At 58.0% G+C, this 23,854-nt stretch carries 14 protein-coding genes; 2 read left to right on the top strand and 12 right to left on the bottom strand.

Annotation, left to right across the window (positions count from 1 at the left end):
* Positions 1-51: 51 nt before the first annotated feature.
* From narI to HII27_RS23070, 5 genes are all read right to left on the bottom strand, one after another.
* The gene (gene narI / locus HII27_RS23090; RefSeq protein ID WP_035895580.1) at positions 52-729 is read right to left on the bottom strand and encodes a respiratory nitrate reductase subunit gamma; all 678 of its coding nucleotides are present in this window, start codon (positions 727-729) and stop codon (positions 52-54) included.
* Entirely contained in the window at positions 729-1,439 is a 711-nt protein-coding gene (gene narJ / locus HII27_RS23085; protein WP_185669724.1) for a nitrate reductase molybdenum cofactor assembly chaperone, read from the bottom strand. The genes narI and narJ overlap by 1 nt, the downstream gene beginning before the upstream one ends.
* On the bottom strand, positions 1,436-2,974 hold the full coding sequence (gene narH, locus HII27_RS23080; RefSeq protein ID WP_185669723.1) for a nitrate reductase subunit beta: 1,539 nt from the start codon (positions 2,972-2,974) through the stop codon (positions 1,436-1,438). Before narH ends, narJ begins: the two co-directional genes overlap by 4 nt.
* Complete coding sequence (locus HII27_RS23075) at positions 2,971-6,714, bottom strand: nitrate reductase subunit alpha (RefSeq protein ID WP_185669722.1); 3,744 nt, start codon at positions 6,712-6,714, stop codon at positions 2,971-2,973. The genes narH and HII27_RS23075 overlap by 4 nt, the downstream gene beginning before the upstream one ends.
* 393 nt (positions 6,715-7,107) lie before the next feature.
* Positions 7,108-8,499 (bottom strand): NarK family nitrate/nitrite MFS transporter, encoded by a 1,392-nt coding sequence (locus tag HII27_RS23070; protein ID WP_185669721.1) that lies wholly within the window; start codon positions 8,497-8,499, stop codon positions 7,108-7,110.
* Between the two features lie 311 nt (positions 8,500-8,810).
* Here HII27_RS23070 and narX point away from each other — a divergent pair, with 311 nt between their 5' ends.
* Complete coding sequence (narX, locus tag HII27_RS23065; protein ID WP_185669720.1) at positions 8,811-10,610, top strand: nitrate/nitrite two-component system sensor histidine kinase NarX; 1,800 nt, start codon at positions 8,811-8,813, stop codon at positions 10,608-10,610.
* Positions 10,603-11,253: a two-component system response regulator NarL gene (gene narL, locus HII27_RS23060; protein WP_065356687.1), complete on the top strand. Its 651-nt coding sequence runs from the start codon at positions 10,603-10,605 to the stop codon at positions 11,251-11,253. The genes narX and narL overlap by 8 nt, the downstream gene beginning before the upstream one ends.
* A 9-nt stretch (positions 11,254-11,262) precedes the next feature.
* On the opposite strand, the gene HII27_RS23055 is transcribed toward narL, so the two are convergent.
* The 7 genes from HII27_RS23055 to nasR all read right to left on the bottom strand — a co-directional run bounded on the left by HII27_RS23055 (position 11,263) and on the right by nasR (position 23,814).
* Positions 11,263-12,717, bottom strand: coding sequence for a YchO/YchP family invasin (locus HII27_RS23055; RefSeq protein WP_185669719.1), 1,455 nt, complete (start codon positions 12,715-12,717; stop codon positions 11,263-11,265).
* 63 nt (positions 12,718-12,780) lie between these two features.
* The gene (locus HII27_RS23050) at positions 12,781-15,387 is read right to left on the bottom strand and encodes a nitrate reductase (protein WP_185669718.1); all 2,607 of its coding nucleotides are present in this window, start codon (positions 15,385-15,387) and stop codon (positions 12,781-12,783) included.
* Positions 15,384-19,448, bottom strand: coding sequence for a nitrite reductase large subunit NirB (nirB, locus tag HII27_RS23045; RefSeq protein ID WP_185669717.1), 4,065 nt, complete (start codon positions 19,446-19,448; stop codon positions 15,384-15,386). Before nirB ends, HII27_RS23050 begins: the two co-directional genes overlap by 4 nt.
* 9 nt (positions 19,449-19,457) lie before the next feature.
* Positions 19,458-20,246, bottom strand: coding sequence for an ABC transporter ATP-binding protein (locus tag HII27_RS23040; protein ID WP_185669716.1), 789 nt, complete (start codon positions 20,244-20,246; stop codon positions 19,458-19,460).
* 9 nt (positions 20,247-20,255) lie between these two features.
* Positions 20,256-21,131 carry a nitrate ABC transporter permease gene (ntrB, locus tag HII27_RS23035; RefSeq protein ID WP_185669715.1) on the bottom strand — a complete coding sequence of 292 codons (876 nt, stop codon included), beginning with the start codon at positions 21,129-21,131 and terminating at the stop codon, positions 20,256-20,258.
* Between the two features lies 1 nt (position 21,132).
* Positions 21,133-22,389, bottom strand: coding sequence for a CmpA/NrtA family ABC transporter substrate-binding protein (locus tag HII27_RS23030; protein ID WP_185669714.1), 1,257 nt, complete (start codon positions 22,387-22,389; stop codon positions 21,133-21,135).
* A gap of 207 nt (positions 22,390-22,596) precedes the next feature.
* A complete protein-coding gene (gene nasR / locus HII27_RS23025; protein ID WP_185669713.1) occupies positions 22,597-23,814 on the bottom strand; it encodes a nitrate regulatory protein NasR in 1,218 nt (405 codons plus the stop codon).
* Between the last annotated feature and the right edge of the window lie 40 nt (positions 23,815-23,854).

Below are 23,854 nucleotides of genomic sequence, written 5' to 3'. Positions count from 1 at the left end.
CACAAACAAAAAACCCCGCCGAAGCGGGGTTTAGAGCATCATAGAACCGTATTAATGACGCGCACGAACAATCTGATACTTGCGGGTCAGATACTCGACCGGCACGCTCCAGATGTGTACCAGACGCGAGAACGGGAACAGCAGGAACAGCGTCATCCCCAGCACCAGGTGCATACGGTAGATAAACGCCACACCGTCCAGATGGGCGGAAGCACCACCGTGGAAGGTCACTACGGACTGCGCCCAGCCCACCAGTTTCATCATCTCACTACCGTCCATATGCTGCGCGGAGAACGGAATCGTCAGCAGGCCCAGCGCACACTGGATAACCAGAACGGACAGCACCAGAATATCAGCACCCGTCGTCGTGGCACGCACGCGTGGGCTGAACAGACGGCGTTTAAGCAGCAGCACACCGCCAACCAGACACATCAAGCCAGCCGCGCCGCCGCCAAACATCGCCATCTTCTGTTTCACTTCCAGCGGCAGCCACGCTTCATACATCCAGTGTGGCGTCAGCATGCCCAGGAAGTGACCGGCGAACACGCCCAGGATCCCGAGGTGGAACAGGTTAGACGCCAGGTTCATCCCTTTGCGATCCAGCATCTGGCTGGAAGCAGCGCGCCAGGTGTACTGACCGTAGTCATAGCGTAACCAGCTGCCAATCAGGAAGACAGAACCCGCAATGTACGGATAAATGTCGAAGAAGAACATATTCAGGAAGTGCATTATTGCTGTCCTCCGTTGGAGATATTCAAATATTGCGGGGCCACGGCTCCGGCAAAACGACGCTGGTGATTGGTAATTTCAGAATCACCGCAGCCCTGGTCGGCAAAGAATTTCACCTGCTCTTCTTCCCACACCGCGTCCAGCGCCTGTGGCGTATCATCACGAGCTTCGTCGGCAATTTTTTCCGCCACTTTCGCTTCATCCACCGCGCTGTTCGCGAGCTTCAGCAACTGTTCAAACAGCACCGCATAACGGCTCTCACGCTGCTGCAGACGCGCGCAGAGCAGCGCCATAATCGGCGCGATATCCTGCAGACCACCAATCGCTTCGCTCTCTGGCAGCTGCGCCAGATACTCCAGATACAGCGGCAGGTGATCCGGCAGCTCACGGCTGTCGAGGACCAAACCATGCTGCTCGTACTGATTCAGCAGATCGACCATCGCCTGCCCGCGGTCGCGGGATTCGCCGTGAACGTGTTCGAACAGCAGCAGCGACGTCGCGCGACCACGGTCAAACAGTTCGCTATAGGCAGCCTGAGCATCCAGCAGATCCTGCGCGGTTAAATCGCGCAGGAAGATGCCCAGGGCCTGAGCATCTGCGGGTTCCAGTTTTTCTGATTCAGACAGAACGTCAAAGAGTTCGCCTTGATGCTGCCATAAGGCAGCATCCGGGTACTCAAGGAGACGTGAAATCACCACGAGTTCAATCATGCGTGCGGCTCCGTTTTGCTGCTCACGTCCACAGAATCGATACGGCGGCTGTTGAACAGGTTGAACTTGGTGTCCGAACCGTGGCAGCCATCGCCGAAGCTAAAGCCACAACCGTTTTTCTCTGGGAACGCTTCGCGCGCTTGTTCACGGTGACTGCTTGGTACCACGAAGCGATCTTCGTAGTTAGCAATCGCCAGATAGCGATACATTTCCTGCGCCTGTGCTTCGGTCAGCCCCACCTCTTCCAGCGCACGGGTATCGATAACGCCATCGACGGTTTCCGTACGTTTGAAGTGACGCATCGCCAGCATACGTTTCAGCGCCAATACTACCGGTTGGGTGTCGCCTGCGGTCAGCAGGTTAGCCAGGTACTGAACCGGGATACGCAGACTTTCAACGTCCGGCAGAATACCGTTGCTGCCCAGTTCACCCGCATCGGCGGCGGACTGAATTGGTGACAGCGGCGGCACGTACCAAACCATCGGCAGCGTACGGTATTCAGGGTGCAGCGGCAGCGCCAGCTTCCAGTCCATCGCCATTTTATAAACCGGCGATTTCTGGGCAGCGTCAATCACGCTCAATGGAATACCGTCTTTCTGCGCCTGTTCGATGACCTTCGGATCGTTCGGATCGAGGAACACGTCCAGCTGACGCTGATACAGATCTTTCTCGTTCTCGGTGCTCGCAGCAGTTTCAATCGCATCCGCGTCATACAACAGCACGCCGAGGTAACGAATACGGCCTACACAGGTTTCTGAACACACAGTCGGCTGACCTGCTTCAATACGCGGGTAGCAGAAGATACATTTTTCAGACTTGCCGCTCTTCCAGTTGAAGTAGATTTTTTTGTACGGGCAGCCGGTGATACACATACGCCAGCCGCGGCACTTGTCCTGGTCAATCAGTACGATGCCATCTTCTTCACGCTTGTAAATCGCACCGCTCGGGCAGGTAGCAACACATGCCGGGTTAAGGCAGTGCTCACACAGACGCGGCAGGTACATCATGAAGGTGTTTTCAAACTGGCCGTACATCGCCTTCTGCATGTTGTCGAAGTTTTTGTCTTTCGACAGCTTCTCGAACTCACCGCCGAGGTCGTCTTCCCAGTTCGGCCCCTTGGTGATTTTGTCCATGCGTTTGCCGGTAATCAGCGAGCGTGGACGGGCAATCGGCTGCGCCTTGCTATCGGCCGGTGCGTTGTGCAGCGTCTGGTAGTCAAAATCAAACGGCTCGTAGTAATCATCCAGACCCGGCAGATGCGGGTTGGCGAAGATTTTACCCAGCAGCAGCGCTTTGTTACCCATGCGCGGCACCAGCTTGCCGTTGATCTTACGGATCCAACCGCCTTTGTATTTCTCCTGGTCTTCCCAGTCGGTCGGGAAACCGGTGCCTGGCTTGGTTTCAACGTTGTTGAACCATGCGTACTCGGTCCCCTCACGGCTGGTCCAGACGTTTTTACAGGTCACTGAGCAGGTATGACAGCCGATGCATTTATCGAGATTCAGCACCATGCCGACTTGTGAACGAATTTTCATTTTACGCTCTCCTGTACCTGGTCATTGCCTTCGCCGTCCAACCAGTCAATGTTCTTCATCTTACGTACCACCACAAACTCATCACGGTTCGAACCCACGGTACCGTAGTAGTTAAAGCTATAAGCCAGGTGCGCATAGCCGCCGATCATATGGGTCGGTTTTGGCGTGATGCGGGTCACTGAGTTATGGATACCACCGCGTTGACCGGTAATTTCAGAACCTGGCAGGTTAACAATACGTTCCTGCGCGTGGTACATCATGGTCATCCCAGCCGGTACACGCTGGCTCACAACTGCACGTGCGGTCAGCGCACCGTTGTTGTTGAAGACTTCAATCCAGTCGTTATCTTCGATACCGATCTCTTTGGCATCTTCTTCGCTCATCCACACCACCGGACCACCACGACCTAAGGTCAGCATCAGCAGGTTGTCGCTGTAGGTTGAGTGAATACCCCATTTCTGGTGCGGAGTCAGGAAGTTCAGCGCCTTCTCTGGATTACCGTTTGATTTCTTACCCATCACCTCTTTCACCGAACGGGTGTCGATAGGTGGGCGGTAAACCAGCAGGCTTTCACCGAAGTCACGCATCCACTGGTGGTCCTGATACAGGGACTGACGACCAGACAGCGTACGCCATGGAATCAGCTCGTGAACGTTGGTATAGCCAGCGTTGTAAGAGACGTGTTCGTCTTCCAGACCGGACCAGGTTGGGCTGGAGATAATCTTGCGCGGCTGCGCCTGAATATCACGGAAGCGAATTTTCTCGTCTTCTTTATTGAGGGCCAGGTGCGTGTGGTCACGACCGGTAAACTCGCTCAGCGCTGCCCAGGCTTTCACCGCCACCTGACCGTTGGTTTCCGGCGCCAGGGTGAGGATCATTTCAGCAGCATCAATCGCCGTATCCAGCATCGGCTGGCCTTTCGCCGGGCCTTCTGCTTTGGTGTAGTTGAGCTTACGCAGCAGATCCATTTCACTCTGGGTGTTCCAGGCAATCCCTTTACCGCCGTTACCGATTTTTTCCATCAATGGCCCGATGGAGGTAAAGCGCTCGTAGGTTGCCGGATAATCACGTTGAACCGGGATAATGTGCGGTGCGGTTTTACCTGGGATCAGGTCACATTCGCCTTTTTTCCAGTCCTTCACGTCTAACGGCTGTGCCAGTTCGGCCGCAGAGTCGTGCTGGATTGGCAGCGTAACAATGTCCGTTTCCTGGCCGAGGTGACCCACGCAGACTTCAGAGAATTTCTTCGCGATGCCTTTGTAGATTTCCCAGTCGCTTTTTGATTCCCATGCTGGGTCAACAGCAGCAGACAGCGGGTGAATAAACGGATGCATATCCGAGGTATTCATGTCGTCTTTTTCATACCAGGTTGCCGTTGGCAGCACGATATCGGAATACAGACAGGTGCTCGACAGACGGAAGTCCAGCGTCACCACCAGATCCAATTTACCGTCGAGACCGTTGTCCTGCCATTCCACTTCTTCCGGCTTCAGACCGCCCTGCTTGCCCAGATCCATCCCCTGAATACCGTGTTCGGTACCCAGCAGGTATTTCAGCATGTATTCATGACCTTTACCGGAAGAGCCCAGCAGGTTAGAACGCCAGATGAACAGGTTACGCGGGTGGTTTTTACCGTTTTCTGGCTGTTCAGCCGCAAAACGAATAGAACCTTCTTTCAGCGCCTTAACGGTGTAATCCACCGGATCCATCCCGGCTTTCTTCGCATCATCAACAATACGCAGTGGGTTTGTGCCTAACTGCGGTGCAGACGGCAGCCAGCCCATACGTTCTGCACGGACGTTAAAGTCCAGCAGATGACCGGTGTAGCGAGATTTATCCGCCATCGGTGACAGCAGTTCCTGCGCGGTAACCGACTCATAACGCCATTGGCTGGAGTGGTTATAGAAGTAGGAAGTACTGTTCATGTGGCGCGCTGGACGCTGCCAGTCAAGACCGAATGCCAGTGGCTGCCAACCGGTCTGCGGACGCAGTTTTTCCTGGCCGACATAGTGGGCCCAACCACCGCCGCTCTGGCCGATACAACCGCAGAACACCAGCATATTAATCAGGCCACGATAGTTCATATCGAGGTGATACCAGTGGTTAAGGCCGGCACCGACGATGATCATTGAACGACCGTGCGTTTTATCGGCGTTATCGGCAAACTCACGCGCAATACGAATAATCTGCGCACGTGGAACACCGGTAATTTTCTCAGCCCACGCCGGGGTATATGCCTTGATATCATCGTAGCTGGTTGCACAGTTTTCATCGTTCAGACCGCGATCCAGGCCGTAGTTAGCCATGTTCAGATCGTAAACGGTGGTCACCAGCGCGGTCGTGCCGTCGGCAAGTTGCAGACGTTTCACCGGCAGTTTGTGCAGCAGAATGTTTTCAAGCTCGACGCTGGTGAAGTGCTCGGTGCCTTCACCACCAAAGTAAGGGAAGCCCACCTGAGCAATCTCATCGTGGCTACCCAGAAGGCTCAGCTGCAGTTCGGTTTCATCACCGGATTTGCCGTCACGTTGCTCAAGGTTCCATTTACCTTTTTCGCCCCAACGGAAACCGATAGAACCATTCGGTGCCACCATCTCGCCATCGGTATTGATGGCAACGGTTTTCCACTCTGGGTTATTTTCCTGGCCCAAAGCGTCAACCAGATCAGCAGCACGCAGCATACGACCCGCAGCGTAATAACCTTCGCGCTCTTCCAGCATCACCAGCATCGGGAAGTCGGTGTAGCGGCGAACGTAGTCGGTGAAGTACTGGCTCGGTTTGTCGAGGTGGAATTCACGCAGCATCACGTGGCCCATGGCCAGCGCCATGGCCGCATCGGTACCCTGTTTCGGTGCTAACCACAGGTCGCACAGCTTAGCGATTTCAGCGTAGTCCGGCGTGATAGCAACGGTTTTGGTGCCTTTATAGCGAACTTCGGTGAAGAAGTGCGCGTCCGGGGTGCGAGTCTGAGGAACGTTGGAACCCCAGGCGAGGATGTAGCTGGAGTTATACCAGTCAGCGGATTCTGGTACGTCGGTCTGTTCGCCCCAGGTCTGCGGAGAGGCAGGCGGCAGGTCACAGTACCAGTCGTAGAAGCTCAGGCAGGTACCGCCAATCAGGGAGAGATAGCGTGCGCCGGAAGCGTAGGAGACCATCGACATCGCCGGAATTGGCGAGAAGCCTGCTACACGGTCTGGACCGTAAGTTTTCACGGTGTAAACGTTAGACGCCGCAATCAGTTCGTTCACTTCCTGCCAGGAGGAGCGAACGAAGCCGCCGCGACCACGTGCTTGTTTGAAGCTTTTCGCTTTATCGGCATCTTCAATAATGGATGCCCAGGCATCAACCGGATCGCTGTGCAGTTTTTTCGCCTCACGCCACATTTTCATCAGGCGTTTGCGCATCAGCGGATATTTCAGACGGTTGGCGCTATAGAGGTACCAGGAATAGCTCGCCCCACGCGGACAGCCGCGAGGTTCGTGGTTTGGCAGATCAGGACGGGTGCGCGGATAGTCAGTCTGCTGGGTTTCCCAGGTGACCAGACCGTTTTTGACATAAATTTTCCAGCTGCAGGAGCCAGTGCAGTTTACGCCGTGCGTAGAACGAACGACCTTATCATGCTGCCAACGCTGGCGGTATCCATCTTCCCAATCCCGGTTGGTATCTAGAATCTGTCCGTGCCCATCGGCAAATGTTTCACCCTTTTGTTTAAAGTAGCGAAACCGGTCCAGGAATTTACTCATCGGGTCTCTCCTGTTTGGAGCCTCACGGCTCTCTGATAAATCGACATTGCTGAATTTGCAGCGAAGTTAACGCGCTGAAAGATGAAGGGAATTGATAACGATCAAGGCGGCACGGCTTAACAAACGCAGCAAAAAAGCCACATACCACCAATGGGGTATGTATTCTTATTTTTTATATACTTGAAATTTAAAGATTTTTAATTAAAAGTGCATATTTCAATATGTAAAATTTAGCCCTGGCGGTATTAAGGGGTAGAGCCATTCCTGCTGGACGCTTTGCCACCCGGGCACGATGCCAACAGCACGTAAAACAGCAAAAGTATGTTGTAACTAAGTAGCGATAAAATAAAGGCGCGAAATCTCGCGCCTTTATTGCAGAAATAACGTCAGCCGTTATTTTTTCGCTTTACGACCGTATACCGCCCAGGTCACCACGACGCAGACAATATAGAACACGAGGAACACTTTCATCGCGCCCGCCGGTGAGCCGGTTAAATCCAGCGACGTCCCGAACGCTTTCGGAATAAAGAAGCCGCCGATAGCGCCAATCGCTGAGATAAAGCCCAGCGCTGCCGCCGTATCGGTCGCGGCTTCACGCATTGCTTTCTCGTCGGAACCACCCTCTGCTTTCACGCGATCCATCGTCAGCTTACGGAAGATAACGGAAATCATCTGGAAGGTGGAACCGCTACCCAGCCCGGCCGTCAGGAACAGCGCCAGGAAGACCACATAGAAGGCAACGAAGTTACCGCCCACGCCGTTAGTTGGCAGGGTCATGAACAGCAGCGCACTGAATACCGCCATCAGGATAAAGTTAATCAACGTCACGCGCGTCCCGCCCAGACGGTCGGAAATAGCCCCACCGGCAGAACGTGCCAGCGCGCCGATAAACGGACCGAAGAAGGCGTAGTGCAGGATCTGAATTTCCGGGAACTGGGTTTTCGACAGCATCGCAAAACCGGCGGAGAAGCCGATAAACGAGCCGAAGGTCGCCAGATACAGCAGGCTCATGATCCACAGGTGACCACGTTTCAGTACCGGCAGCTGCTCTTTCAGCGACGCCTTAGACGTGGCCAGTTCGTTCATGCCAAACCAGGCTGCTACGGTGAAGATGGCCAGGAACGGTACCCAGATCCACGCCGCGTTTGCCAGATACAGTTCGCTACCGTCCGGCTGCGTCACGCCATGGCTACCAAATACGGCGAAGATGGAGAGAGAAACCGCCAGTGGAGCCACCAGCTGCATCACGCTCACGCCCATATTGCCGAGGCCGCCGTTAAGGCCAAGCGCACCGCCCTGCTTCTGTTTCGGGAAGAAGAAACTGATGTTCGCCATGCTGGACGCAAAGTTTGCACCCGCGAAACCGCACAGCAGAGAGATAATGATAAAGGTGCTAAACGGCGTGGAGGTGTCCTGAACGGCAAAGCCCAGCCATAAGCAAGGAATGATAAGGATCCCGGTGCTGAACGCCGTCCAGCGACGGCCACCCACCAGCGGTACCATAAAGGAATACGGTACGCGCAGCAGTGCGCCAGAAACGGAAGGTAACGCGGTCAGCATGAACAGCTGATCGGTTGTAAACTGGAAGCCCACCTTTGGTAAATTAACGGCAACTGCGCTGAACAGCATCCATACGCAGAAAGCCAGCAGTAAACACGGAACGGAAATCCACAGGTTCCGGCTTGCAACGCGATGGCCGCGCTCTTGCCAGAACGCCGGATCTTCCGGTCGCCAGTCGGTAATGACAGCGCCGGTTGCCCTTTCCGGGGCAGTGGAGTGACTCATAGACACCTCTGATTATTAATATCAACCCTTGCCACATTAGGGTTTACACCGCGCGGTAAGTTGATATAAATCAAAGGAAAAGTTGACATTATCTTGTTTAAAAAAACATCATCACCCTTTATGGGTAGACTTTTATTGATAAAAAAACCTGTTTTATCACGTGGCTGTTACGCTTGTACCCCTCTACCCCAGACACCTCAGCTATTATGGAAATAAAGGAGTAACCCTTTAGGGGTATGGGTATACTCCAGGCGATAGTCGAAAATAACGCCACTCACCGGAAAGTCTTCCGCCAGGAGCCGTATCGCACCATGTTTAGACGTTTTTTTACACCACTCACGCTGGTGAATCAACTGGCCCTCATCGTACTGCTGTCCACCCTTATCGGTGTGGCGAGTATGATGATTTCTGCACGTCTGGTGAACGGCGTCCAGGGCAGCGCTCACGCGATTAACCAGGCGGGTTCGCTGCGTATGCAGAGCTACCGTCTTCTGGCCGCGATTCCGGTGGATAAGAACGACGAGCCGCTATTCGCTGAGATGCAAAAAACGGTTTTCAGTCCGGAATTACAGCTGGCCGCCGAGCGCGATGGCCAGGTCCAGCAGCTTCACGAACTTCAGCAGTACTGGCTAAAACATCTGGCGCCAGATATTAGTGAGGCGAAAAACCCGGACGATATCGCCGCCGATCTTGCCGGCTTTGTTAACCGCATTGACCAACTGGTCACCGTCTTCGATCACACCACCGAACAGCGCATCTCTCACGTGGTGTGGATGCACCGGCTATTGGCCTTTTTCATGGCGGTACTGCTGATCTTTACCGTTTTCTGGCTGCGCACCCGCCTACTGCATCCATGGCGGCAGCTGCTGCGCATGGCCGAAGCCATCAGCCACCGCGATTTTACCCATCGCGCGCAAATCAGCGGTCGCAACGAAATGGCCACCCTTGGCATGTCACTGAATAATATGTCCGCCGAGCTCGCGGAAAGCTACGCCTCGCTGGAGCGTCGCGTACAGGAGAAAACCGCCGGGCTGGAGCAGAAAAATGCCATTCTCTCCTTCCTGTGGCAGGCTAACCGCCGCCTGCATTCCAGCGCGCCGCTGTGCGAACGCATCTCTCCGGTGCTGAACGGCCTTCAGGAACTGACTCCGCTGCGGGAAATTGAAGTCCGGGTTTACGATACCGAAGATGAAGATAACCATCAGGAATTTAGCTGTCACTCCGGCTGGGAGTGCGACGACCGAGGCTGTTACCTCTGCCCACGCGACGTCGATACCGCAGCCCATGACGGTATCACGCTGAAATGGCGGCTAACCGACCCGCGTAACCAGTACGGCATCCTGCTGGCAACCCTGCCGCACGGCCGTGAGCTAAGCCACGATCAGCAGCAATTGGTTGATACCCTACTCGAGCAAATCACCTCGACGCTGGCGCTGGACAAACAGCTGGAGCGCCAGCAGCAGCTAATTGTAATGGAAGAACGTTCAACGATTGCCCGCGAGCTTCACGACTCCATCGCCCAGTCGCTCTCCTGTATGAAGATGCAGGTTAGCTGTCTGCAGATGATGCAAAAAGAGCAGTCGTCCCCTGAAAGCCGCGAGCTGTTGAGCCAGGTGCGTAATGAACTCAACACCTCATGGGCGCAGCTGCGCGAACTGCTGACCACCTTCCGCTTGAAGCTGACCGAGTCCGGCCTGCGCCCGGCGCTGGAGGACAGCTGTCAGGAGTACAGCAGCCATTTCGGCTTCCCGGTGCAGCTCGACTACCAACTGCCGCCGCGCTACGTGCCGTCGCATCAAGCGATTCACCTGCTACAGATTGCCCGCGAAGCCTTAAGCAACGCGCTTAAGCACTCGCAGGCGACAGAAGTGAAAGTCAGCGTTACCCAACAAAACAACCAGGTCAAACTGGTGGTGGCTGATAACGGCTGTGGCGTTCCGCTACATGCTGAACGCAGCAACCATTATGGCCTTATTATTATGCGTGACCGCGCACAAAGCCTGCGTGGCGATTGCCAGGTTCGTCGTCGTGAAAGCGGCGGCACCGAAGTCGTGGTTACGTTTGTCCCCGAACAATCGCTTTCTACTCCCCAAGGAGATACCCATGAGTAATCAGGAACGGGCTACTATCCTGTTAATTGACGATCATCCTATGCTGCGTACCGGCGTCAAACAGCTGGTCAGTATGGCATCAGATATTCAGGTCGTAGGCGAGGCCAGCAACGGTGAACAAGGTATTGAACTGGCAGAAGCGCTCGATCCCGATCTGATTCTGCTCGATCTCAATATGCCCGGCATGAACGGTCTGGAAACCCTCGACAAGCTGCGTGAGAAATCTCTCTCCGGCCGTGTGGTGGTATTCAGCGTGTCCAACCACGAAGAAGACGTGGTCACCGCACTCAAACGCGGTGCCGACGGCTATCTGCTGAAAGATATGGAGCCGGAAGATCTGCTGAAAGCCCTGCAACAGGCTGCCGCCGGTGAGATGGTATTAAGCGAAGCGTTAACGCCGGTGCTGGCCGCCAGCCTGCGCGCCAACCGCGCCACCTCTGACCGCGACATCAACCAGTTAACCCCGCGCGAGCGCGATATTCTCAAGCTGATTGCCCAGGGTTTGCCGAACAAGATGATTGCCCGCCGTCTGGATATCACGGAAAGCACCGTGAAGGTTCACGTGAAGCACATGCTGAAGAAAATGAAGCTGAAATCCCGCGTCGAAGCCGCCGTGTGGGTGCACCAGGAACGTATTTTCTGAGAATCGCCGTTACGGCACCATGTCCAACCAGCTATTGCCCTGCGGGGCAAAGCTGACGACAGGCTCGGTCAACGCTAGCGTTATCTCATTCGAGGTGACGCGCTGCCCCTTACCATCTTCCACCACCACTGACAGATGCCAGATATTGCTGGCCCCCTCCGTCGGATCCCAGGCCGGCATGATAATGCTCCAGCCATCGGTGCTATTGCCCGCGGCTGGCGGCGTCAGGCTTAAGGCTTCGGTATCGCCCTGCCAGCTGATGGATTTGATCCCATACTCGTCGTGCACCTGAATTTTCAGCGCCACCGTCTCGTAGCCCGTGAGATCCCACGGCGGGGTGGCGAGATAGACGCTCAGGCTTTTGCGTTGACGAAACTCCATCACCGGCTGGTTGTTGCGTTCTGGTGCATCGTAGCGGCTGCCGCGTAGCGTTCGGGTCTGCGCCACCTCATCAGCGGCAAGCTGCTTCTTCAGCGGCACGCCAAAGCGGTAGTTAACCTTCATGCCGAGGTTGTTCTGATTCACCCCGCTCTCCCCCTGCTTGTGCTGGGCACTGAAGGTGAATAACGGCACCGGGGTGTAGTTCAGGCCCAGTGAGACCGCGACCGGGTTACGGTAGCCCGTGCCGCTACGAAACAGATCGACGCTGTCGCCGAAATACTGCTCGACGCTGAGGCTGGTGTTGATGTGATTGTAAGCCGGGATCCACGCCTGCGCGGTCAGGTCATAGCCGCGCGCCATGCGCTGTTGCAGCGTGGTGCCGCTGTTTTGCCAACCGTGCAGTGGGTAGTAGTAGTTCGCCGAAAAACGCAGGTTCTCGCCCCATGCTTCCGCGCCAAGCCCGCCGCGATTGAGATGGGCATCGAGCAGGCTGTCATAAAAAGTGTTGTAGCCAAGCAGCCACTGCCCGGCGACCCAGCGCTGCCCCAGCCCCAGATTACCCACCAGCCCTTCGTCATGCTGCGTCAGGCCAAGCTGGCTCCAGGTGAGATACTGCATGTTGTCCTGTAGCGGAACAAACCAGCTTCCGTGGCTGCCGGTCATCTTGCCCTGATCGTCCACCAGCAGTTGAATATTGGTATTGCCCCAGGGAGATAGCCAGCTTTCGAGCTGCTGGTTCATCTGGCCGTTAACCTTGTCCTGTAGCTGCGTCATGGCAAATAGCCGCGCCTGCTCGCCGGTATCCAACCCGTTGTCAGTCATGCTGGCTTCGCCGAAGGCCTTCACCATCTCGGCAAAGTGTTTCTCCGCATCATGATTTTCCGGGGCGATACTCAGATCCGGCAGGCTATCGGCCTGATTATCGAAGGGATGTTCCGCCTCTTCGACAAACGACGTCAGCGCACGCGCGCTCCCGCCAGTCAACGCCAGCAACACGAAAAATGACGAGTAAAAACGCAAAGACAAAACCGCAACCCCATAGCCAGCTTCAATGCAGGCTGAAAAATTCAGCCCCAAAGTCATTAGTCTAGCGCCTTTGCGGGCAGGGTTCAGCCTTCGTGGCCTCTTATAAGAATTGCCTGAAGGTCATAAAATCGTCACCTTCATTGCCGTGCTGGCGAGCAGTGCCTTTAACTCCGGTATGCAGGATCCGCAGTTGGTGCCGCATTTCAACCGTTCGCCCAGCTCGCCCGACGTACGGCAGCCCTGTTTTTCAATCGCTTCGAGGATGGTTTTTTCGCCAACGCTGAAACAGCTGCAAACAATTTTCCCCACCGCTGGGCGCGCCAGATCCTGGCCACTCAGCAGCGCATGACGCGCCGCCAGTGTCTGTGGCGCCTCATTAAACGCCCGGCACACTAATGCATCGTCCACTTCCGGTAGCGCATCACCGCTCCAGAAGCCGAGCATCAAACGTCCGTCCAGCCATGCCAGTAGATGCCAGATCTCACCAGCATTGGCGAGTTGCACCTGCCAGCCCTGCTGCTGACACCAGGCCAGCATCTCGTGTTGCACCAGACGATCGCCGCAGAGGGTGACATGGTGCAGTCCCGGTGCGGCTTTACGCCACCAGTGCAGATGCCCCGGCAGCGGCACTTCGCTGCGGGAGTAGAGTTCCCCCTGCCATAACGGCTGCCACGGCGCGATGCGCACGGCGGTCTGCTTACTTTCCGGCTGCCCGGAGTGCGGGTCGACCACCGAGGCCACCAGCCCGTTCACTTTCCCCTGACGGGCAAAGCAGTCATTCCAGTGCATCGGCGTAAACAGCGAGCCACGGCGCTGACTCTCCGTCACCACTACCTTCGCCACCATCACGCCATGTGGCGAACTGATGCGCGCTAAACCACCGGGCAACAGCGCAAAGTGCGCGGCATCCGGCGGCGAGACTTCCACTATCGGCTGCGCGATATGCTGCATCAGGCGCGGCACGCTACCGGTGCGAGTCATGGTGTGCCACTGGTCGCGGATCCGCCCGCTGTTGAGGATCAGCGGATAGAGCGGCTGCGTCTGCGCCTGCATACCACGCGGCGTGACCGGCACCATCCGCAGCCGCCCGTCGCTACGCCAGCCACGATGCAGATCCAACGTGACGTTGCGACGGCTGACTGGCCAGCGCACCGGCGCAAGTTCATCCCACGCCTCACGGCTTAATTCGGCAAGCCCGCTGATATCAAACGCCCGCTGGCCGTTATTTTCAAAGCCGGAGAGCGCGGCGTGTTCACTAAAAACCTCATGCGGGTGCTGCCAGGCAAACGCCGCGCCGAAGCCCAGACGCTCGGCGACACGAGCGATGATCCACCAGTCGGCCCGCGCCTCACCGGGGGCGGGCAGAAACGCCCGCTGGCGCGAAATACGCCGCTCGGAGTTGGTCACGGTGCCATTTTTCTCCCCCCAGCCCAGCGCCGGAAAGCGAATATGCGCGTACTGCGAGGTTTCCGTCTGTGCAGCAATTTCAGAGACAATCACCAGCGGGCAGCGCTTCAGCACCTGGCTTACCGCGTGGCTGTCCGGCAGTGACACCGCCGGATTGGTGCCCATGATCCACACCGCTTTCACCTCACCGCGCCCGATAGCCGCGAAGAGATCCACCGCCATCAGCCCCGGCGTTTGCGCCAGCCGCTCGGTGCCCCAGAAACGCGCCACCCTCGCGAGGTCGGCGGGTTCGAAGTTCATATGCGCCGCCAGCATCGTTGCCAGCCCGCCCACTTCACGCCCACCCATCGCATTCGGCTGCCCGGTCAGCGAAAAGGGGCCGCAGCCTTCACGGCCAAATTTGCCGCTGGCAAGGTGAACGTTAATGATGGCGTTGCATTTGTCGCTGCCGCTGGAGGATTGGTTAATGCCCATGGTGTAGAGCGTGATGGCCTTCGGGGCGGCAATAAAGTCCTGATAAAACGCAGAGACCTCTTCTGGCGGCAGCCCGCAAAATGCCGCCACACGTTCGACGCCCCAGGATTGCGCCGCCTCCCGCGCGGCGGGCGCATCGGCAAAATCATCCACGCATCCTCCGCGTTTGACGATGGCGTTCAGCAGCCCAACAAATAGCCCGGCATCCGTGCCGGGGGCAATCGCCAGATGGCGGTCGGCAATATCGCAGGTGGCAGTACGACGCGGGTCGATGACCACCACCTTCATCTGCGGGTTTTGCTGCTTCGCCTGCACCAGTCGCTGATAGAGCACCGGGTGCGCCCAGGCCGCGTTAGAACCGACCAACACCACCAGGTCGCTGCGCTCTACGTCCTCATAGCTGCACGGCACCACATCGGCGCCCCACGCGCGTTTATAGCCGGTGACCGCTGACGACATACACAGCCGCGAGTTGGTATCAATATTCGCCGCACCGATAAAGCCTTTCATCAGCTTATTGGCGGCGTAATAGTCCTCGGTCAGCAGTTGCCCGGAGGCATAAAACGCCACCGCCTGCGGGCCGTGCTCGGCGATAATAGCCTGTAGCCGTTCACCGGCCGCATCCAGCGCCTGCTCCCAACTGACATCATGGCCGTCCACCGACGGTTGCAACAAACGCCCCTCCAGACCGGTGGTTTCGCCGAGCGCAGAGCCCTTCACGCACAGGCGACCAAAGTTTGCCGGGTGGGCGTCATCGCCCCGCACGCTGACCGCGCCGTCAATCACCGTGGCCAGCACCCCACAGCCAACGCCGCAGTAAGGACATGTTGTTCGGGTTTCAGTCATGAAGCCTCCGCGCGCATCACCAGTTCCTGGCTACTGACCCACACTTTGCCGTCTTCAACCTTAACCGGCCAGGCGCGCACCACCGGCTCGCCGCTGTCAGGATGGCGGCCATCGCGCAGACGAATACGCTGTTTGTAAAGCGGCGAAATGACGATAGGTTCGCCGCTGGCGTCACCCAACAAGCCGCGCGACAGGACGTTAGCCTGGCTGCCGGGCTCCTGATTATCCAGCGCATAGACGTGGCCGTTGAGGCGGAATAGTGCAATCTGCATCTCGCCTAACCGCGCGCCAATCCCGGCCTGTGCGGGGATCTCTTCCAGCGTACAGACCGCCTGCCACGGACGACGGCTACCCGCCAGCACCGGCGTCACGGTAACCGGCGCCAACTGCGGCTGCCCACGCACGGTTTCACGCTGCACCGCTTCGTCCGGCATATCGCTGTTAACAAACGAGCGGAACAGCGTCAGCCGCTGCGGATCGTTCAGGGTGGTCTGCCATTCGCACTGGTAGCTGTCGATAACGCGCGCCATCTCCTGCTCCAGCTCCTCGCCAATACCCAGCGAATCGTCGAGGATCACGCTGCGTAGATATTCCAGCCCGCCTTCCAGATTATCCATCCAGGTGCTGGTGCGCTGCAGACGGTCGGCGGTACGGATATAGAACATCAAAAAACGGTCGATGGTGCGCAGCAGCGTCGCGTCGTCGAGGTCGCTGGCGAACAGATCCGCATGACGCGGCTTCATCCCGCCGTTACCGCACAGATAGAGGTTCCAGCCCTTGTCGGTAGCAATCACCCCCACGTCTTTGCCCTGCGCTTCCGCGCACTCGCGGGTACAGCCGGAGACCGCCATTTTAATTTTATGCGGCGCACGCAACCCTTTGTAGCGATGCTCCAGGGTTACCGCCAGCCCGGTGGAATCCTGCACCCCGTAACGGCACCAGGTTGACCCCACGCAGGACTTCACCGTACGCAGTGACTTGCCGTAGGCATGTCCGGTCTCAAAACCGGCCTCCACCAGCGCTTGCCAGATAGCCGGAAGCTGCTCCAGCCGCGCGCCAAACAGGTCAATACGCTGGCCGCCGGTAATCTTGCTGTAAAGTGCATAGCGTTTGGCTATCTGCCCGATGGCAATCAACCCGTCCGGCGTGACTTCACCGGCCGGCATGCGTGGCACCACGGAATAGGTGCCGTCTTTCTGGATGTTGGCAAAGTAGCGGTCGTTGGTGTCCTGCAGGGGCAAATGCGCGGGCTTCAGCAGGTATTCATTCCAGCAGGAGGCCAGCACTGACCCCACCAGCGGCTTGCAGATTTCGCAGCCGTCGCCGTGGCCGTAGCGGGCAATCAGCTGTTCAAAGGTGTGAATGCGGTTCACGCGTACCAGGTGATAGATCTCCTGGCGCGAATACGGGAAGTGTTCGCAGATGTCTTTTTTCACCTCCACGCCCTGCTGCGCCAGCTGATACTCCATCACCTGTTTGACCAGCGCGCTACAACCGCCGCAGCCGGTAGCCGCTTTGGTGCAGATTTTTATTGCCCCCATCTCGGTAGCGCCGTTGCTCACCGCATGGCAGATATCGCCTTTGCTGACGTTGTGGCAGGAGCAGATTTGCGCGCTGTCCGGCAGCGCCGCCACGCCAAGCGCTTTTGGCGCACTGCCTTCCAGCGCAGGCAGGATCAGCGATTCCGGGTGCGACGGCAGCGCGATATCGTTGAACATCATTTGCAGCAGCGTGGCGTAGTCGCTGGCATCCCCCACTAGCACGCCGCCGAGCAGCGTTTTGCCGTCGGCGCTGACCACAATCTTCTTATAGATTTGCTCCGGGCCGTGAACCCATTGATAGCTCTGACTTCCGGCGGTGCGCCCGTGCGCGTCGCCAAATGAAGCCACATCGACGCCGAGCAGCTTGAGCTTGGTGCTCATATCCGCCCCGGTAAACTCGCTCGTTTCACCCGCCAGCGCTCCGGCGGCCACCCGCGCCATCTGATAGCCTGGGGCCACCAGACCATAGATTTTGTTATCCCACAGCGCGCATTCACCAATGGCAAAGATATCGCTATCGGAAGTGCGGCACTGGTTGTCAATGGCGATACCGCCGCGCTCACCCAGGCGGATGCCGCTGCTCCGCGCCAGTGCGTCCTGCGGGCGAATACCCGCCGAGAACACCACCATATCGGTAGTCAGACATTCACCGTCGGCAAACTGCAGCGTGAGCCCTTCTTCCGTCTGGCGAATTTCCGTGGTGGCTTTACTGGTGTGTACGCTTACGCCAAGCTCGGTAATTTTCTCCCGCAGCATGGCGGCACCGCCATTATCCAGCTGCACTGCCATCAGATTCGGCGCGAACTCCACCACGTGGGTCTCCAGACCCAGCTGACGCAGCGCGTTTGCCGCCTCCAGCCCCAGCAGGCCGCCGCCAATCACCACGCCGCGGCTCGCCGTTTTGGCACAGGCGGCAATCGCATCGAGGTCGTCCAGCGTACGGTAGACAAAGCAGCCGGGCAGCGTGTTGCCGGGGATGGGCGGCACGAACGGGTATGAGCCAGTGGCGAGCACCAGCTTATCCCAGTGCAGTTCATGTCCCTCGGCGTCGCGGATAATCCGGGCTTCGCGGTTAATTTCCGCTACCGGCTGCGACAAGCGCAGCTCAATGCCGTTATCAGCAAAGAAATCACCCGCCACCATTGAGAGCGACTGCGCGCTGCGGCCGGCAAAATATTCCGACAGATGCACCCGGTCGTAGGCGGCATAGCGCTCTTCGCCCAGTACCACAATCTGATACTGTTCGTGCAACTGGTGGCTGACACACTGCTCAAGAAAATGGTGGCCGACCATCCCGTGCCCGACGACCGCTAATGTTGGTTTTGTCATGGTTTGCGTTCCTGCAGCCGACGGCTGCGTGGTAAAGGGGTCGAAAATCCAGCTCGCCTGCGCGGGCTGGACGGTATGCAATAAATCGGTAAAGACGGCAGCGCTGGTGCAGTCGCCAAGCAGCAGCACGCCGGCCAACTGGCCGTTAGCCACCAGCAGTCGCCGATAGTGCCCAGTCTGCGGGTCATAGGAGGACCACTGGCTATCCCCGTGGATGGGCTGAACCCGCCCGGCGCTGAACAGGTCGATGCCGGTCACCTTCAGGCGGGTGCCGCGATCCTGCCAGTGGAAATCGGCCCGCGGGTTACCGCAAAGCCTTGCTGCCAGCACGTCCGCCTGTTGCATGCAGGGCGCGACGAGGCCGAAGGTTTGTCCTTCAATCTCGCAGCATTCCCCAATAGCGCTGACGCCGGGGATACCCGTTTCCAGTTGGCGGTTAACCACAATGCCGCGCTGGCAGGGAATACCGGCCCGCTGCGCCAGCGCGATATTGGGACGTACGCCGGTTGCCATCACCACACGGGTTGCCGGAATGGCACGCCCGGTGTTTAACACCACCGCGTTCGGCGTAATCTCCGTGATACCGGCGCTCAGTTCGCAGTCGATGCCGCGTTCGGCTAATCGCTGGGTCAATAGCTCGCCCGCCACCTCGTCTAACTGCTGCTCCATCAATCGTCCACTGCGATGAACTAAAGTGACATTGTCACCTCTTAAACGCAGCGCGGCGGCGGCTTCTACCCCCAGCACCCCGCCGCCAATCACCACCGCATCGCCCGGCGTCGCGAGAATGGCTTCCACGTCTGCCAGGGTGCGAAAGGCAAAAACGTGCGGCAGGTCGATGCCCGGCAGCGGCGGCAGGAAGGCCTGTGAACCGCAGGTGAACACTAATTCATCCCACTCCAGTTCACGCTGGGTGGTGGTCGCCCGGCGTGCCTGCACGTCAACTGCCTGCACCGTTTCACCGAGGCACAGCGTGATGTGATGGTCGCGGTACCACTGCGCCGGCTGCAGCAGCGTCTGGCTAAAATCCTTTTCCCCACCCAGCACCGGAGAGAGCTGAATGCGGCTGTAGGCCGGATGCGGCTCGTCGCCAATAAGGGTTATCGCAAACGCTCCCGGCGCGTTCGTCACCAGCATTTCCGCTAGCCGGGTCGCCGCCATCCCGTTGCCGATCATCACCAGTCGCCGCATAGGAGCCCCTTACGCCGCTTTCGGCTGTTTTTCGTAAAGGAAGTGGAGGATCTGCTGACGCAGGTGGTGATAGCGGCTGTCATCCGCCAACTGCACACGGTTACGCGGGCGCGGCAGATTCACCTCCAGTACTTCGCCCACCGTGGCCGCGGGGCCGTTGGTCATCATCATCACTCGGTCAGAGAGCAGTACCGCTTCGTCAACATCGTGGGTAATCAGCACGATGGTGGTGTTCAGCGACTGTTGAATTTGCATGACTGAGTCCTGCAGATGGGCACGGGTGAGCGCATCCAGTGCGCCAAACGGTTCGTCCATTAGCAGCACCTTTGGTTTCATTGCCAGCGCCCGCGCGATACCCACGCGCTGCTTCATACCGCCGGAGATTTCGCCTGGACGCTTATGCATGGCATGCCCCATCTGGACGCGGTCAAGGTTGTGCGCAATCCACTCCCGACGCTCCGCTTTGTTCATGGTCTGGCGAAACACCTGGTCGACCGCCAGCGCCACGTTGTCAAAGCAGGTCAGCCACGGCAACAGCGAGTGGTTCTGGAACACCACCGCCCGCTCCGGCCCCGGACCGGCAATTTCACGGTTATCACACAGCAGCCCGCCTTCGGTCGGCAGCGTAATGCCGGCAATCAGGTTAAGCAGCGTTGATTTACCGCAGCCCGAGTGCCCAATCAGACTGACGGTCTCCCCTTCGTGAATATCAAAAGAGACGTTCTGCAAGGCCAGAAATTCGCCGCTGGCGGTATGAAAACGCTGGCTCACGGCCTGGACCTGAATTAATGGTTTCATGATGTGCTCCTATTTCTCTTGCCAGCTAAAACGACGCGCAATCAGCATCAGCCCCTGCTCCAGCAGCAGCCCCACCACGCCGATAATGACGATGGCGATAAGGATGTTTTCGACGTTGAGGTTGTTCCACTCGTTCCAGATCCAAAAACCAATGCCCAGCCCGCCGGTCAGCATCTCTGCGGCGACAATCACCAGCCAGGCGATACCAATCGACAACCGCACCCCGGTGAGCACCGACGGCAGCACCGCCGGGAAGAGGATTTTGCGCATCACCGTCCATTCCGAGAGATTCAGCACCCGCGCCACGTTGAGATAGTCCTGCGGTATGCGGCGCACCCCTTCAGCGGTGTTAATCACCATCGGCCAGATCGAGCAGATGAAAATTGTCCAGCTGGAAGCGGGTTCCGCTTTCTGAAACAACAGCAGACCAATTGGCAGCCAGGCCAGCGGGCTGACCGGACGCAGCAGCGCAATCAGCGGGGTGAACATGCGCGAAGCAAAGGTAAAGCGGCCAATCAGGAATCCGAGCGGAATGCCCACCAGCGCCGCGAGGCCGAAGCCCACCGCCACACGCTGTAAAGAGGCCAGCACGTTCCAGCCCACGCCGACATCGTTAGGGCCGTTGTTGTAGAACGGGTCAGAAAAGAGGGTAATCGCCGAGTCCAGGGTGCTGAGCGGCGTTGGAAAGCCTTTGCTGTTGACGGCGGCCAGCTGCCAGACCAGCACCAGCAGACCCAACCCCAGCACCGCGGGAATCGTGCGCTCTGCGAGTTCACGAAGATGGCGGCGCAGCGCAGGCGGTCTACGGCGAACCTGCACCGGCGGCATAGCGATCACTTCGCCAGCAGGTGCTGGCGCGTCGATAGGTTTGGTTTTGGTATTCATCTCATGCCCCTATACGTTGAATGGCGAAACTGCGGGCGTATCCAGCCGGGTCAGCCCCGGTCCAGACGGAGCCGTCGATTAACTTACTGCTGCGCAGGGTTTGCGTGGGGACGGCAATACCGCCAACCGCCTGCGCCGCCTCTTTCCAGATATCAATACGGTTAATACGCTGGGCGACGGCCAGGTAGTCCGGGTCACTTTTCAGCAGCCCCCAGCGGCGGAACTGGGTTAAGAACCACATGCCGTCCGAGAGCCACGGGTAGCTCACCTCGCCCTGTTCGAAGAAGCGCATCGGGTGCGCATCCTGCCAGCGGCGGCCGATACCGTTGTCGTACTCCCCCAGCATTCGCCCGGTGAGGTATTGTTCTTTGGTGTTGAGCCAGCCGCGATGAGAGAGGATTTGCGCGGTTTCGCGTTTGTTATCGTCAGAGGCGTCAATCCAGCGGGCAGCCTCCATCAGTGCGGCCACCAGCGCCCGTGCGGTATTTGGGTGTTGCTCCACCCAGTCACGACGTGCGCCAAGCACTTTTTCCGGATGCTCCGGCCAGATGTCCTGGCTGGTCGCGGCGGTAAAACCGATGCGATCGTTAATGGCGCGGGCGTTCCACGGCTCGCCGACGCAGAAGCCCACCATGTTGCCGATGCGCATGTTCATCACCATCTGCGGTGGCGGCACGACCACCGTGCGCACATCGTCAAATGGGTTGATCCCACCGCTCGCCAGCCAGTAATAGAGCCACATAGCATGGGTGCCGGTCGGGAAGGTGTGGGCGAAGGTATAGGTGCCCGGCGCGCTTTGCCCGACCAGGGTTTTCAGCGTGCTCAGGTTGGTGACGCCCTTTTCCTGCAGATCGCTCGACAGCGTGATCCCCTGACCGTTGCGGTTGAGGGTCATCAGGTTCGCCATCGGCTGCGGTTTCGCCGCCACGCCCAGTTCCAGCCCGTACAACAGGCCGTAAAGCACATGCGCCGCGTCCAGTTCGCCGTTGACCAGCTTATCGCGCACCGCCGCCCAGCTGGCTTCTTTGCTCGGTACCAGCGTAATACCGTACTTTTTGTCGAAGCCTTTCAGTGAGGCAATCGCCAGTGGCGCACAGTCGGTCAGCGGAATAAAGCCCACCTTCACCGTTTGCAGTTCCGGCTTATCGGAACCTGCCGCCCACACCGCCTGACTCATGCCGGGCAGCAGCATTGCGCCGCCCAGTGCTGCGCCCGCCTGCAACAGACGTCGCCGTGATAGTGAAACCGTCTCGCCCATACTCGCTCCCGAATGCAAAAAAAAAGCGCCCGGCAATGCTTACGCATTGCAGGACGCCTTTATCCTCGTGGTGTGCAGGCCGCCATTGGCCCACCACCGACTATTTACTTTCTGACTACTCTAATGCAATTCAGATGCCAGCTTTTACAGCGCGAAATCCGGGGAAAATGTGCGCTCGATCGCTGTTTTTGCACCGACGAAAGGCATTCATGCCCGTTCATTGTGCAACGGCGATGCCGGTTCGTTCTGCCACAGCGCCTTCACCGCCAGCAGCGCGCGGGCAATTTCCACCATGCGCTGGTTCTTATCCATCGCCATTTTGCGTAGGCAGTGCCAGGCCTGTTCCTCGTTCATCTGTCGATGGGTCATCAGCACGCTTTTGGCTTTATCAATCAACCGACGCTCCTCCAGCGTATCCTTGAGCGAGGCTAGCTGGCTGGAGAGCTGCTCCAGCTCCCGCGCCTGCTGGCGCACCAGTGGTAAAAGCTGACGGTCGAGATGCAGCATCAGGTTATCGCTGGCCGGATCGTCACCCGCCGGATCCAGCGCCTGCCGCTCTTCATCATCGAGCAGCAGGTCATCCACCGCCGCCATCAGTTCACCAATCAGCGCCTCTTCCAGACCGCGCATCTGTTCCAGACGCTGGGTTTGCAGCTGGAACCAACGCAGCGCACTGGCGCCGTCGTCCGCCGGGGGCTGGCGAGTACAGGCAATACGCCGCAATTGTTCAATGGCGATACTCGCCTGACATTCGGTATAAAACAGCATCTTGAGCGGGCTGGTCGCCAGTGATAAAAAGCTGTCAAAACAGGGCTGCTGACCGTCGATACGATCCACCAGGCGTTGGCGCAGTTCGCTGCTAAAGCAGCCCAGGGCAAAACCCTGCGCCCCCAGCGCGCGCTCCTGTCCCACCAGCTCTTTGCCCTGCATAAAGCTGTACAGCGCCACCAGCCGCCCGGCGAGCGTCGGGTCATCAATACTATCGTTGAGTTGCGGGATGATATTCAGCAGATGGCGGATAGTGCGGTTGAACTGGCTGGTTGCCGTTTCCGCCGAGACCTGCAGACCGGCAACGCTTTCTCTCAGCGACGGTAGCTGTTCCAGCGACCAGACGGCGCGGGCAATGCGCTGGCATAACCCGCTGGCAGAAGGTAAGTATTGCGGCTGGAGATGGGCCAGCAGTTGGCGAATCTGTTCATCTACCAGCGCAGCGCTGGCGCGACGTTCGGCGGCGTATAATCGCCCCTGCGAACATAACCAGATGTTGGATGCCCCGCGTTCACACTGTAACATGTGCACCACGTGGCTTAGCTGGCTGACCAGTTGCCCTTGCTGCGCCAGCTGCCGGAGCTGTGCTTTCTGCACCTGACGCGCGTAACGAAACCACTCGATAGCGCCGGGTGTATCATCTTCACGGTTTATCATGCGCTCTCCCGTTAGAGGATTTTCTTACCATCCTAACGTC

Origin of the sequence: Kluyvera sichuanensis (assembly GCF_014218705.1) — a bacterium.
In the GTDB taxonomy this organism is placed as follows: Bacteria; Pseudomonadota; Gammaproteobacteria; order Enterobacterales; family Enterobacteriaceae; genus Kluyvera; species Kluyvera sichuanensis.
This window is presented reverse-complemented; position numbering and strand designations above follow the sequence as displayed.

Excerpts from the sequence above, each read along its gene's own strand:
- narL (WP_065356687.1), top strand. The coding sequence starts at position 10,603 with ATGAGTAATCAGGAACGGGCTACTATCCTGTTAATTGACGATCATCCT.
- narH (WP_185669723.1), bottom strand. The coding sequence starts at position 2,974 with ATGAAAATTCGTTCACAAGTCGGCATGGTGCTGAATCTCGATAAATGC.
- narX (WP_185669720.1), top strand. The coding sequence starts at position 8,811 with ATGTTTAGACGTTTTTTTACACCACTCACGCTGGTGAATCAACTGGCC.
- nasR (WP_185669713.1), bottom strand. The coding sequence starts at position 23,814 with ATGATAAACCGTGAAGATGATACACCCGGCGCTATCGAGTGGTTTCGT.
- narI (WP_035895580.1), bottom strand. The coding sequence starts at position 729 with ATGCACTTCCTGAATATGTTCTTCTTCGACATTTATCCGTACATTGCG.
- HII27_RS23040 (WP_185669716.1), bottom strand. The coding sequence starts at position 20,246 with ATGAAACCATTAATTCAGGTCCAGGCCGTGAGCCAGCGTTTTCATACC.
- narJ (WP_185669724.1), bottom strand. The coding sequence starts at position 1,439 with ATGATTGAACTCGTGGTGATTTCACGTCTCCTTGAGTACCCGGATGCT.
- HII27_RS23055 (WP_185669719.1), bottom strand. The coding sequence starts at position 12,717 with ATGACTTTGGGGCTGAATTTTTCAGCCTGCATTGAAGCTGGCTATGGG.
- nirB (WP_185669717.1), bottom strand. The coding sequence starts at position 19,448 with ATGCGGCGACTGGTGATGATCGGCAACGGGATGGCGGCGACCCGGCTA.
- HII27_RS23050 (WP_185669718.1), bottom strand. The coding sequence starts at position 15,387 with ATGACTGAAACCCGAACAACATGTCCTTACTGCGGCGTTGGCTGTGGG.
- HII27_RS23070 (WP_185669721.1), bottom strand. The coding sequence starts at position 8,499 with ATGAGTCACTCCACTGCCCCGGAAAGGGCAACCGGCGCTGTCATTACC.
- ntrB (WP_185669715.1), bottom strand. The coding sequence starts at position 21,131 with ATGAATACCAAAACCAAACCTATCGACGCGCCAGCACCTGCTGGCGAA.
- HII27_RS23075 (WP_185669722.1), bottom strand. The coding sequence starts at position 6,714 with ATGAGTAAATTCCTGGACCGGTTTCGCTACTTTAAACAAAAGGGTGAA.
- HII27_RS23030 (WP_185669714.1), bottom strand. The coding sequence starts at position 22,389 with ATGGGCGAGACGGTTTCACTATCACGGCGACGTCTGTTGCAGGCGGGC.